The organism is Sphingosinicella sp. (genome assembly GCF_052387495.1).
Taxonomy (GTDB): domain Bacteria; phylum Pseudomonadota; class Alphaproteobacteria; order Sphingomonadales; family Sphingomonadaceae; genus Allosphingosinicella.
Genome location: NZ_JBQTJC010000124.1, coordinates 1 through 10,939 on the forward strand (window position 1 = coordinate 1; position 10,939 = coordinate 10,939).

The 10,939-nt window shown below is 67.8% G+C and carries 14 protein-coding genes; 6 read left to right on the forward strand and 8 right to left on the reverse strand.

Annotation, left to right across the window (positions count from 1 at the left end; genetic code table 11):
* The 3 genes from ACT4N8_RS07175 to ACT4N8_RS07185 all read left to right on the forward strand — a co-directional run.
* Positions 1–1,137: AAA family ATPase (locus tag ACT4N8_RS07175; RefSeq protein ID WP_444857449.1), on the forward strand; the 1,137-nt coding region annotated here is incomplete at its 5' end.
* A gap of 83 nt (positions 1,138–1,220) precedes the next feature.
* Positions 1,221–1,856, forward strand: coding sequence for a glutathione S-transferase family protein (locus tag ACT4N8_RS07180; RefSeq protein ID WP_444857450.1), 636 nt, complete (start codon positions 1,221–1,223; stop codon positions 1,854–1,856).
* Positions 1,857–1,901: 45 nt separating this feature from the next.
* Complete coding sequence (locus ACT4N8_RS07185; protein ID WP_444857451.1) at positions 1,902–2,780, forward strand: dienelactone hydrolase family protein; 879 nt, start codon at positions 1,902–1,904, stop codon at positions 2,778–2,780.
* Between the two features lie 58 nt (positions 2,781–2,838).
* Here ACT4N8_RS07185 and ACT4N8_RS07190 read toward each other — a convergent pair whose 3' ends face one another.
* The 3 genes from ACT4N8_RS07190 to ACT4N8_RS07200 all read right to left on the reverse strand — a co-directional run bounded on the left by ACT4N8_RS07190 (position 2,839) and on the right by ACT4N8_RS07200 (position 4,598).
* Positions 2,839–3,177 carry a hypothetical protein gene (locus ACT4N8_RS07190; RefSeq protein ID WP_444857452.1) on the reverse strand — a complete coding sequence of 113 codons (339 nt, stop codon included), beginning with the start codon at positions 3,175–3,177 and terminating at the stop codon, positions 2,839–2,841.
* Between the two features lie 87 nt (positions 3,178–3,264).
* On the reverse strand, positions 3,265–4,026 hold the full coding sequence (locus tag ACT4N8_RS07195) for a hypothetical protein (RefSeq protein ID WP_444857453.1): 762 nt from the start codon (positions 4,024–4,026) through the stop codon (positions 3,265–3,267).
* Positions 4,023–4,598 carry a sigma-70 family RNA polymerase sigma factor gene (locus tag ACT4N8_RS07200; RefSeq protein WP_444857454.1) on the reverse strand — a complete coding sequence of 192 codons (576 nt, stop codon included), beginning with the start codon at positions 4,596–4,598 and terminating at the stop codon, positions 4,023–4,025. Before ACT4N8_RS07200 ends, ACT4N8_RS07195 begins: the two co-directional genes overlap by 4 nt.
* Positions 4,599–4,736: 138 nt before the next feature.
* On the opposite strand from ACT4N8_RS07200, the gene ACT4N8_RS07205 reads away from it, so the two are divergent.
* On the forward strand, positions 4,737–5,576 hold the full coding sequence (locus ACT4N8_RS07205) for an autotransporter domain-containing protein (RefSeq protein ID WP_444857455.1): 840 nt from the start codon (positions 4,737–4,739) through the stop codon (positions 5,574–5,576).
* 61 nt (positions 5,577–5,637) lie between these two features.
* On the opposite strand, the gene ACT4N8_RS07210 is transcribed toward ACT4N8_RS07205, so the two are convergent.
* Complete coding sequence (locus tag ACT4N8_RS07210) at positions 5,638–6,372, reverse strand: Bax inhibitor-1/YccA family protein (RefSeq protein WP_444857456.1); 735 nt, start codon at positions 6,370–6,372, stop codon at positions 5,638–5,640.
* A gap of 140 nt (positions 6,373–6,512) precedes the next feature.
* Between ACT4N8_RS07210 and thpR the strand changes: the two genes are divergently transcribed.
* On the forward strand, positions 6,513–7,091 hold the full coding sequence (gene thpR / locus ACT4N8_RS07215) for an RNA 2',3'-cyclic phosphodiesterase (protein WP_444857457.1): 579 nt from the start codon (positions 6,513–6,515) through the stop codon (positions 7,089–7,091).
* Here thpR and ACT4N8_RS07220 read toward each other — a convergent pair.
* A complete protein-coding gene (locus ACT4N8_RS07220) occupies positions 7,046–7,855 on the reverse strand; it encodes a fructosamine kinase family protein (protein WP_444857458.1) in 810 nt (269 codons plus the stop codon). The two genes, thpR and ACT4N8_RS07220, sit on opposite strands and share 46 nt — an antisense overlap.
* Positions 7,852–8,319 carry a low molecular weight protein-tyrosine-phosphatase gene (locus ACT4N8_RS07225; protein ID WP_444857459.1) on the reverse strand — a complete coding sequence of 156 codons (468 nt, stop codon included), beginning with the start codon at positions 8,317–8,319 and terminating at the stop codon, positions 7,852–7,854. The genes ACT4N8_RS07220 and ACT4N8_RS07225 overlap by 4 nt, the downstream gene beginning before the upstream one ends.
* 74 nt (positions 8,320–8,393) lie before the next feature.
* Between ACT4N8_RS07225 and ACT4N8_RS07230 the strand changes: the two genes are divergently transcribed.
* Entirely contained in the window at positions 8,394–10,007 is a 1,614-nt protein-coding gene (locus ACT4N8_RS07230) for a spinster family MFS transporter (RefSeq protein ID WP_444857460.1), read from the forward strand.
* On the opposite strand, the gene ACT4N8_RS07235 is transcribed toward ACT4N8_RS07230, so the two are convergent.
* Complete coding sequence (locus ACT4N8_RS07235) at positions 10,004–10,516, reverse strand: superoxide dismutase family protein (RefSeq protein ID WP_444857461.1); 513 nt, start codon at positions 10,514–10,516, stop codon at positions 10,004–10,006. The two genes, ACT4N8_RS07230 and ACT4N8_RS07235, sit on opposite strands and share 4 nt — an antisense overlap.
* A 51-nt stretch (positions 10,517–10,567) precedes the next feature.
* Positions 10,568–10,939, reverse strand: a 372-nt coding sequence (locus ACT4N8_RS07240) for a UDP binding domain-containing protein (protein WP_444857462.1), incomplete at its 5' end; no start/stop codon positions are given.

The window sequence follows — 10,939 nt, forward strand, 5'->3', positions numbered from 1 at the left end:
CCCGACAAGGCGATCGACGTGATCGACGAGGTCGGCGCGATGCAAATGCTCGTCGTCCCTTCGAAGCGCAAGAAGACGATCACCGTGAAGGAGATCGAGACGGTCATCTCCACCATGGCGCGGATCCCGGCGAAGAGCGTCTCCAGCGACGACAAGAAGGCGCTCGAGCATCTCGACAAGGATTTGAAGCGCGTGGTCTTCGGCCAGGACGAGGCGATCGACCGGCTCTCCTCGGCGATCAAGCTCGCGCGCGCGGGCCTGCGCGACCCGGACAAGCCGATCGGGTCCTATCTCTTCAGTGGACCCACCGGCGTCGGCAAGACCGAGGTCGCGCGGCAGCTCGCCTCGATCATGGGCATTCCGCTCCAGCGCTTCGACATGAGCGAGTATATGGAGCGGCACAGCGTCAGCCGCCTGATCGGGGCGCCGCCGGGCTATGTCGGCTACGACCAGGGCGGTCTCCTGACTGACGCGGTCGATCAGCATCCGCACAGCGTGCTCCTCCTCGACGAGATCGAGAAGGCGCATCCGGACCTGTTCAACATCCTCCTCCAGATCATGGACAATGGCCGGCTCACCGACCATCACGGCAAGAGCGTCGATTTCCGCAACGTCATCCTGATCATGACCACCAATGCCGGCGCCGCCGACATGGCGAGCGAGGGGATCGGCTTCGGCAACGTCTCGAAGGAGGATGCGAGCGAGGAGGCGGTGAAGCGGATGTTCACGCCCGAGTTCCGCAACCGGCTCGATGCGATCGTGCCGTTCGGCTACCTGCCGACCAACGTCGTCGCCCGCGTCGTCGACAAGTTCATCCTCCAGCTCGAGCTTCAGCTCGCCGACCGCAACGTCCATATCGAGCTGGACGACGAGGCCCGCGCCTGGCTCACCGAGCGCGGCTACGACCGGCTCTATGGCGCCCGTCCGATGGGCCGGCTGGTGCAGGAGAAGATCAAGCAGCCGCTCGCGGAGGAGCTGCTCTTCGGCAAGCTCGCCCAGGGCGGCGAGGTCAAGGTGCGGATCAAGGACAATGCGCCGAGCTTCGAGATCATCCCGGCGCCGCCCAAGGCCGGCAAGAGCAAGAAGAAGCCCGCGCCGAAGGCGAAGGAAGCCGAGAAGCCCGGCGAACAGGCCTGAGCGAGCGGCTTCCCGCAGCGGAGGCCGTTCACTCGCCGCCCATCCTCGGCTAGTGTGCCGCTTCCTCAGCGATGGAGCGCGCGATGAGCCTCGTCTTCTACACCAATCCGATGTCGCGCGGGCAGACGGTCCGCTGGATGCTCGAGGAGGTTGGCGAGCCCTACGAAACCGAGATTCTCGACTACACGACGACGATGAAGCAGGAGCCGTACCTCTCCATCAATCCGATGGGGAAGGTTCCCGCGATCGTCCACAAGGGTAGAGTCGTGACCGAGGTCGCGGCGATCGTCTGTTACCTCGCCGACGCCTTTCCCGAGGCCGGCCTCGCACCCCCCACGTCGGACCGGGCAGACTATTATCGCTGGATCTTCTTCACCTCAGGTCCGGTCGAGGCCGCGTTCAGCAACAAGGCGGCCGGCTGGGAGCCGGTGCCGGAGCGGCAGGCGATGTTCGGCTACGGCAATTACGATCTGTGCATCAACACGTTTGAGCGAGCTCTGACGGGAAAGGAATATATTGCGGGAGACCGCTTCAGCGCGGCGGATCTGTTCGTCGGCGCCTATGTGAACTTCATGCTGCAGTTCAACCTGCTTGAACCCCGCCCCGTCTTCACCGACTATGCCGCCCGCATGACCGACCGCGAGGCCTATCGGCGCGCCAGGGAGATCGACGGCAAGCTGATCGCCGAGATACAGGCGCAGCAGGCGCCGCCTTCCTGACCTCGCGGATCGCGGACGGCGCGTGTCGGCGAGAGGGAGGAAATCATGACCGAAGAAGCCAACCTTCGGCGCGCAATCGCGCTCTACGACCGCTTCACGCATGAAGGCATGGACCGTCGCGCCTTCATGTCCGAGCTGACCCGGATCGCCGGCGGGGCCACCGCTGCCTCGCTGCTCCTCACCAGCGTGGCCGCGCGGGCGCAGGCTCAGCCGCAGGTCGCGCCGGACGACGCGCGGCTCAGGATTCAGGCCATCGAGTGGGAGCCGCGGCCCGACCGCGTCTATCGCGGCTACAATGCCGCTCCTGGGGAAGCGAGTGACCTTCCAGTCGTGCTCGTGATCCACGAGAATCGGGGGCTCAACGACCATATCCGCGATGTTGCGCGGCGGGTGGCGGTTGCCGGCTATTCGGCGGTCGCGCCCGACTGGCTGAGCCCGGCGGGCGGTACCCCCGCGGACGAGGACCGCGCGCGCGAGATGATCGGCCAACTCGACATGGCCGAGACGATCGCCGATGGCGCGGCGATGATCCGCTGGCTCGCCTCGACGGAAGGTGGGTCGCGCCGGGTCGGGATCGTCGGCTTCTGCTGGGGCGGGGCCTTGGTCAACCGGCTCGCGGTTGAGGCGGGCACGGCGCTGTCCGCCGGCGTGTCCTTCTACGGCCCCGCCCCGGATCCGTCGCAAGCCGCGCACGTGCAGGCCAATCTGCTCGTCATCCTTGCCGGGCTGGACGCGCGCGTGAACGCTACGGGAGAGCCGTGGATCGCCGCCTTGCGGTCGGCCGGCAAGGGCGACGGCATCACCTATCCGGGCGTCAACCACGCCTTCCACAACGATACCTCGCAGGCGCGCTACGACCGCGCCGCCGCCGGAGCCGCCTGGGCCGCGACCCTGGTGCATTTCGAGCGGCATCTTCGCGGCTAGAGAAAATGCCCGCCCCGCGCGGGGCGGAGCGGGCAAGTCGGCGTGCCGTTGGGGGGCGTCAGCGGCCGCGCCGGCGGGAAGGATCCGGCCTGGTCGGGTGGTTCGCGTTGTACCAGCGCCGGCGCTGCGGGTTGTGCGTTGCGTTGTACCAGCGGCGCCGGGGATTGTGTGCCCGGTCGCGGTCGGGCCGCTCGGGCCGAGGCCGGATGCGGGTGCCGGTGACGATATCGCCGCGCAAAGTGCCGCCGCGAACATCGATCGCGCGACCGATGGTTGCGGTCCGGCCCACATCGGCGCGCTGGACGGCGGTGCCGCCCGCCTGGCCGCCGCGTTGCGCCGAAGCCAATGCCGGCACGCAAAGTGCGGCGGCAATGGCAATCATGCCGAGAATCTTCATGCTATACTCTCCTTCATCGTTGAGGGAGAGGGCGGCCACCACTCTCTGAGGCCCCTAACGGGGCGCCGCCGAAAACCCTTCGGCGGCTCAGTCACGGCGAATACGGCGAAGGCGTTCGCGACGCTGCTGCACGCGCTGCAACCGCTCGATCTGCGCCTGGCGGGCGGCGCGCAGCCGCGCGGCGCGCTCGGCCTGCTCGCGCTCGCGCTGCAACCGCAGCTGCTCGTCAGCCGTCGGCGCGGTGGGCGACCGTTCGACGATCGGCGTAGGCGCCAGGCCTTCGTCTCGCACAACAGGCGGCGGCGGGAGCGCGACGGGCGGCAGGATCCGTTCGTCCCGTGCGTTCGCCGGCCGAACGGGATCTTCAATGGGGATAGCCGCAGGCGCGACCTCGTTGCGACTCGCGACGATAGGTGGTGGTGGCGCCGGTTCCCGGCGTGGCGTGACAGGATCCGGTTCGACCGTAGGTGCTTCGTCCTGTGCCTGTGCCGTGGGCGGCAATGCAGGAGAGGGCGGTGGCGCAGATTCTCGGTCCGACTCTCCAGAAAGGAAAGGAAGCCTCGCGAACACCGCCTCCACCAGCGGCAGCCGGTCGAGCCGTACGCCGGCCAAGTTCGCGGCGACGGCGCCGCTGACGACGATGCCGAGCGCAACGGCGCCGGCAAGGAGCGGCCGCCGCAGCCATTTGCGTCGACGATCGTGCCGCGGCGTGGAGCGCTCGCGCGGTGATGGGGGCGTTCGATCCTGCGGCAGCGCGATCGCGGCGGCGACGATCCGGCCGACGAGATCGGCTGCGGGCAGCGGCGGCACATATTCGGCGAGCAGCGCGTCAAGGGCGTGGTCGGTCATTCGCGCCCTCCCTCGGCCAGCAGCCCCTTGGCCGCGAGCGATTGCGTCAGCGACTGGCGGCCGCGGACCAGCAGCGATTCGACCGCCTTGACCCCGATGTTCAGGATCGACGCCGCTTCGGCGTTCGACACGCCTTCATAATAAGTGAGCACGATCGCCGCACGCTGCCGATCGGGCAGCGCCTGGATCGAGGCCGCCACCGCGTCGCGGCGCCGGGCGGCGTCGATCGCCAGATCCGCCGGCGCCGCCTCGTCGACGCGCTCGGGCAGGCCTTGATCGCTGACGAAGCGGGGCCGCCGCAACCGGTCCAGGCAGGCGTTGGTGGAAATTCGCCGGAGCCAGCCGCCCAGCCCTCCGCCTGCCGGTGTCCAGCCTCTGGCATTGACCCACATCTTCGTGAACGTCTCCTGCACCACATCCTCCGCCTCCACCGCGTCGCCGAGCATGCGCCAGGCGATCCCGTGGACCATCGGCGTGTGCCGCGTCACCAATTGCGCAAAGGCCTGGGCGTCGCCGTTCGCCACGCACGTCATCAGCCGCCGCTCGTCGGCGGCGTCGCTGGTTACGCGCATGCGTGTCTCGCTGGCTTTGACGCCTACATCCGGCACATTGCTCTTCCCGCGGCCGAAGGCTTAACGCCACTATAGCAGAATCCCTTCGAAGGATTTTACCGGCCGCGCCGTTAGAGGGGAGACAGCAAGGAGGGGGACATGTCACCACGCCATCTTGTCTGGGCGCTTGCCTTGTGGCCGGCTGGCGCTTCGGCCACGGACTGGTCGTTGTCGCTGAGCGGCGGTGTCGCCACGATCGCGGGCGAAGGCGGCCAGCCGTTCGTCTCGGCCACGATGTACCGATATTTCGGCGGCGGCTATGTCCGCGCCGGCGTCGCCTGGTTCGAGGGCGAAGGCGATCCGGACATCGCGGAGCCGCTCCCGGCACGCACCCGCCAAATCACGCTGGGCGGCGGCTACCAGGCTGGTCGGGTGCTGCTTGATGGCTACGCGACCCTCGGTCGCCGCAACTTCACCCCGCCGAGTCCGGCGCGGACGAATGGGCGCATCGTCCGCGACGAAACCGAGGGCGGCCTGTTCACGATCGGCGGCTCGCTCACCTGGGATGCGCCCGTCGGCGGCGACTGGTCAGTCGCCCCCTTCGCGTCGCTGAGCTACAGCGATCTGGACAGCGCGCGCACGATCCTTCCCGCGGCCGGCGACCCGATCGTCGAGGAACGCGATGAAGGCGGTCTGACGGTGATCGGCGGAGTCTCCGCGGAGCGGGTCTGGGCGGGCGGCAGCCTCGGCGTATATGCGGCGGCGGCCGCGACGTCGAACCGCGCTTCGATCAACCGCCAGGGCAGCGGCCTGATCGCCTCGCGAACCCCGCAGCTGATCGCGGCCGAGGACGAAAGCGATCAGTGGCTGGAATATGGCGTCAGCGGCTCCATCGCGCTGTCGTCGACGGTTTCGCTCGACGCGGTCGTGGTGCGAACGGCCGGCTTCCGGATGGGCGAGACGACCTCGGCCTCCGCGGGCATCCGCATCCGGTTCTGACCCACCAACGAAAAGGCCCGGCGTTTCCGCCGGGCCTTCCGTGTCGTTCGTCTCGTCGAGCCTATTCGCGGCTGCCGAGGAAGCGCAGCAGGAACAGGAACATGTTGATGAAGTCGAGATAGAGCGCCAGCGCGCCCATGATCGCCGCCTTGCCGAGGAAATCGGACCCGGCGAGCTCGAAATACATGCTCTTGATCTTCTGCGTGTCGTAGACGGTTAGGCCGGCGAAGATCAGCACGCCGATCGCCGCGATGGCGAGGCTGAACGTATCGTTCATCCAGAACAGGTTGATCACCGACGCGACGATCAGGCCGACCAGGCCCATCAGCAGGAAGGTGCCCATGCCCGAAAGGTCGCGCTTCGTCGTGTAGCCGTAGAGGCTGAGGCTCGCGAACGACGCCGCCGTCGCGAAGAAGGTCAGCGCGATCGAGGCCCCGGTATAGACGAAGAAGATCGACGAGAGCGACAGGCCCATCGTCACCGCGAAGGCCCAGTAGATCGCCTGCGCCGTGCCCTGTGACAGGCGGTTGATGCCGAAGCTCAGCACGATCACAAACGCGAGCGGCGCGAACATGATCAGATATTTGAGGATGCCGGGGCCGAACAGGATGGCCGGCGCGCCCTCCCATTGCGAGAACAGCAAGGCGACGATGCCGGTCAAGAGGATGCCCGACGTCATGTAATTGTAGACCGACAGCATGTGCGCGCGCAGCCCGGCGTCGAACGCGACGTCGCGCGTGCCGGCCGTGGCCGTCGCTTGTGCGCTGCCCAGCTGCGGGTCGGACCAATTGGCCATTTTCAAACTCCCTTCATCGGCGATCATTCGCCGAACGGGTGCAATATCGTGAGAATCCGGTCGCCTTTCAAGCGAAACCGGAACGAACGAGGTTAATCGTCACACGTGATTCCGGGACGAGCGGCCGCTATCGTGGCGATATGCGCCGCCTCTTCGTCGCTATCCGCCCGCCGGCATTGATCCGAAGATTGCTGCTCGACGCGATGGGCGGGGTAGGGGGCGCCCGCTGGCAGAGCGACGATCAGCTCCACCTCACCTTACGCTTCATCGGCGAGGTCGACCGGCATCTCGCGGGAGACATCCACGCGGCGCTCGGCAGCGTGCATCACGCGCGCTTCGAGATTGCGCTCAATGGCCTCGGCACATTCGACCGCCGCGGCCAGCCCGGCGCGGCCTGGGCCGGCGTCGCCCCGCACGCGCCGCTGAAGAGCCTGCATCAAAAGGTGAGCCAGGCGCTCGCGCGCGTCGGCATAGCGCCGGAACAACGCGCCTATCTGCCGCACATCACGCTGGCGCGGCTGAAGGGCGCCGGCAGGCCAATCCATCTGCTGGAGACGGCGGGCGGCCTGACCAGTCCCCCGTTCATAGTCGACAGGTTCGCTTTGTTCGAAAGCCGGCTCACGCCCGAGGGCGCCGTCTATTCGGTCGTCGAGAGCTATCCGCTCAGCCCTGTTCAAGCACCAGCGGACGAGAGCAGGCGATCGACCAGCGCCGAATAGCTGCCGCCGAACAGGCGCAGGTGCACGAGCGCGGGGAAGAGTTGATAGATGGTCCGCCGCTGCTCCCAGCCGGGCGCGAGCGCGCCATAAGCCCCGGCGAAGCTCTCGGGCGGCGCATCGAACAGGGTGATCATCGCCAGATCGACCTCGGCGTCGCCATGATAGCAGGCCGGATCGATCAGCGCCGCGAGCCGTCCGTCACGGACCAGGATATTGCCGGTCCACAGATCGCCATGAAGGAGCGCTGGGGGCGGCGAACGGGGTAGAGCGTCGCCGAGCCGGCGCGCCAGCGCCTCGATCCGCGCGCGCAAGGGACGATCGAGCAGGCGCGCCACCGAGATCAGGCGCTGCTCCGCCCAGAAGGTGGGCCAATCCTGGCCCTCGCGATTGTCGAGATGGACGGTGCCGAGATTGTAGTCGGCCACCCAGCCGTAACTCGGCCCAATGTTCGCGTGCAATTGGGCCAGCCGCGCACCGATGTCCGCCCAGGCACGGGCATTGAACAGCCCGTCATGCTCGACATGCCGGAGGAGCAGCACGCTTTCGAACTCGCCTTCCACGAGCGGAGCGGGCACACCTGCGGCGGCAAGCGCGCGCAGCATCTCCGCTTCGACGCCCGGCGAGCTGCCGCCCTTGGCGACGACTCGCTCGCCATCGGGCCGCGGCACGAGCAGCACTTCGGAAAGATCGCCGCCCGCGAGCCGCTCGAGCTGCTCCTCGGGCACGCCGGCCAGCGCCGACACCTTGCGCGCGAACGCGGTCACCCGTCCCCGGCAATCGTGCGCGCCAGGCCGCGTGCGCCCTCGGTCACCTCGGCCCAGGTGCGGTCAAAATGGCTGTCCTCGCCATAATAAGGATCGGCGACCGCCTCGCCCTCGCGGCCCGGCACATGATCGAACAGCAGCGAGACACGGGCGCATGCGCCGCGAGGGCGCAGCCTGAGCAAATCGGCGAGATTCGCTTCGTCGAGCGCGACGATATAGTCGAAGCGGTCGAAATCGGCGGAACTCACCTGGCGCGCCCGCAAGTGGCCGATGTCGACGCCGTTGCGCGCCGCGACGGCGCGCGCCCGGCGATCCGGCGGATGGCCGACATGCCAGTCGCCGGTGCCGGCGGAATCCACCTCCACGTCGAGCCCGAGCCGCTCCGCCTCGGCGCGAAACGCCGCCTCGGCCAGCGGCGAGCGGCAGATATTGCCAAGGCAGACGAACAGCACCCGAACGGTCATGTGCACCAGCATTGTTGCCAAAGCGCTCCGCTCTGCTAGCCAAGGGAAAACAGAAGCACAATCGAGGGGATCCGATGGCCATTGAGGTCGGGGCGCCGCCAACGCCGGAGAAGCCGCGCATCGGCGCCTATGCCTGGTACGCCTTGTTCGTGCTGGTCCTCGTCTACATCGTCAATTTCATCGACCGCCAGATCCTCTCCATCCTCGCCGAGGACATCAAGAGCGACCTCAGGCTACAGGACGCGGAGATCGGCTTCCTTTACGGGACCGCCTTCGCGGTCTTCTACGCTCTCTTCGGCATTCCGCTCGGCCGGCTCGCCGACAGCTGGTATCGCGGCCGGCTGATGGCAATGGGCCTGGCTTTGTGGTCTTCGATGACCGCATTGTCGGGCTTCGCCAACAGCTTCGGCATGCTTGCCACGGCCCGGATCGGCGTCGGCATCGGCGAGGCGAGCGCGTCTCCCGCCGCTTATTCGATGATCTCGGATTATTTTCCGAAGGAGCGGCGCGCGACCGCGCTCTCCATCTATTCGAGCGGCCTCTATATCGGCGGCGGGCTCAGCCTGCCGATCGGCGGCTTCGTCCTCAGCCGCTGGAACACCGCTTATCCGGTCGCCGCCGAAGCCCCGCTGGGACTGGCGGGGTGGCAGGCGGCCTTCCTCGCCGTCGGGATTCCCGGGCTGCTGCTGGCATTATGGGTGATGACGCTGCGCGAGCCCCAGCGCGGTGCTTCGGACGGCCTGCCCCAGCCGGTCGTGCGGCCCAATGCCTGGCGCGACTTCGGCCGCGAGCTGATGGCGATCCTGCCGCCGCTGACTCTGATCAACGTCGCGCGCATTCCCGGCGCGCTCCGTCCCAATCTCGCCTTCCTCGCGGCGACCGTGGCCGCCGCTGCGACGCTCGCCTATCTGACCGGGACCTGGGCGCAATGGGCCGCCTATGGGCTCGGCGTCTATGCCGTCTTTTCATGGGTCCAGTCGCTCAAGCGCCGCGATCCGGCCACGTACCGCCTAATATGGGGGACTCCGCTCGTGGTGACGATGGCGGTCGCGTTCGGCAGCATCTCCTTCGTCACTTATGCGGTCAGCTTCTGGGGGCCACCTTATGTGCTGCGCACCTTCTATCCGGACCCCACCGGACCGGCGCTCTATATCGACGGCATGCGTGCCGCCGAAGAAGTTGCGACGATCCTCGGCTGGAGCGCCGCCGTCTCCGCGGCCGTAGGCGTCATTCTCGGCGGCATCATTTCCGACTGGTGGCGCCAGCATGATCCACGCGGGCGATTGTTCGTCAACATGATCGCTGCGGTGACGCCGGCGCCGGTCGTCTTCATCATGTTCACCACCGGCGATCTTGCCGTCTTCTACTGGCTCAATCCGCTCTCGCATGTCTTGAGCGCGCTTTGGGTCGGGGCGGCCGTGGCAACGCTGCAGGATGTGGTGCTGCCGCGGATGCGGGCGACGGCCGGAGCGACCTACATTCTCGGCACGACCATGGTGGGCTTGGCGCTCGGTCCTTATTTCGCCGGCAAGATGGCCGACGTCTTTCAGAGCCTCAGCCTCGGCGTCTTCTCGCTGTTCGTCGTGCCGCCCTTCACGGTCGCGGCGTTGTGGATCGCCGGGCGCCGCCTCGCGGAGCTCGAAGCGACCAAGATCGAACGCGCCCGCGAAGTAGGCGAGCCGATCTAGCCAATCACGCCGCAGGCGATCCGCGCGCCGCTGTTGCCGCTCGGGTCGGTGCGGTCGTCGTCGGCGCCGGCATGGATCACCAGGGCCGCGCCATCCCCGTCAAGAGCGCCGCCGGCCCCGCGCAGCGCAGCCCCGGCGATGGTGATGTCGAGGCGGCCGCGGCCATCGCTCCCCACCATGAGGTTCGGAAGATCGCCGAGATGTGGGCCTTGTGGATTTTCCCGTCCGTGTTGCCGACCGGCCGGGTTCCAGTGCGGGCCTGCACTCTCGAAGCCCGGCGGGTCGCAGCGGCCGACGGCATGGATGTGCACGCCATGGATTCCGGGGCTCACCGCCGAAGCCTCGACCCGAAGCCGCAGGCCGTCGCCGGTTTCTCGCAAATCGGCCCGCGCGACGGCCCGACCAACGGAGTCGCGAAGCTCCGCGCGCGCGCCATAGCCGCCACTGCCTTGGGTGCCCGTCGCGCAGCCGGCCAGGATTGCCGCCGCGCCCAGGATTGCCGATCTCATCGCTTCATCTCCTTCGACGAGGCAACGGCTGGCAAGTGAATGGGTTGCTGCTCAACCGTTCCGCGCCGGCCGACCGATGCCGTACCAGGCAAAGCCCGCGGCCTCAGCCTCTTCGGGGGGATAGATGTTCCTGAGATCGACCATGATCGGCTGACGCATCACGCCAGCGAGCCGCCTGAGATCGAGCGCGCGCAGCGCATCCCATTCGGTGACCAGCACGACCGCGTCCGCGTCCTCTGCCGCGGCATATGGCCCCTCGCACAAAGCGACGCCCGGCATGAGCAGACGCGCCTGCTCCATGCTCTCCGGATCGTATCCGCGCACCTCGGCCCCGGCATCCTCCAGGGCCTGTACGATTGACAGCGACGGCGCGTCGCGCATGTCGTCGGTATTGGGCTTGAAAGCGAGGCCGAGCAGCGCGAC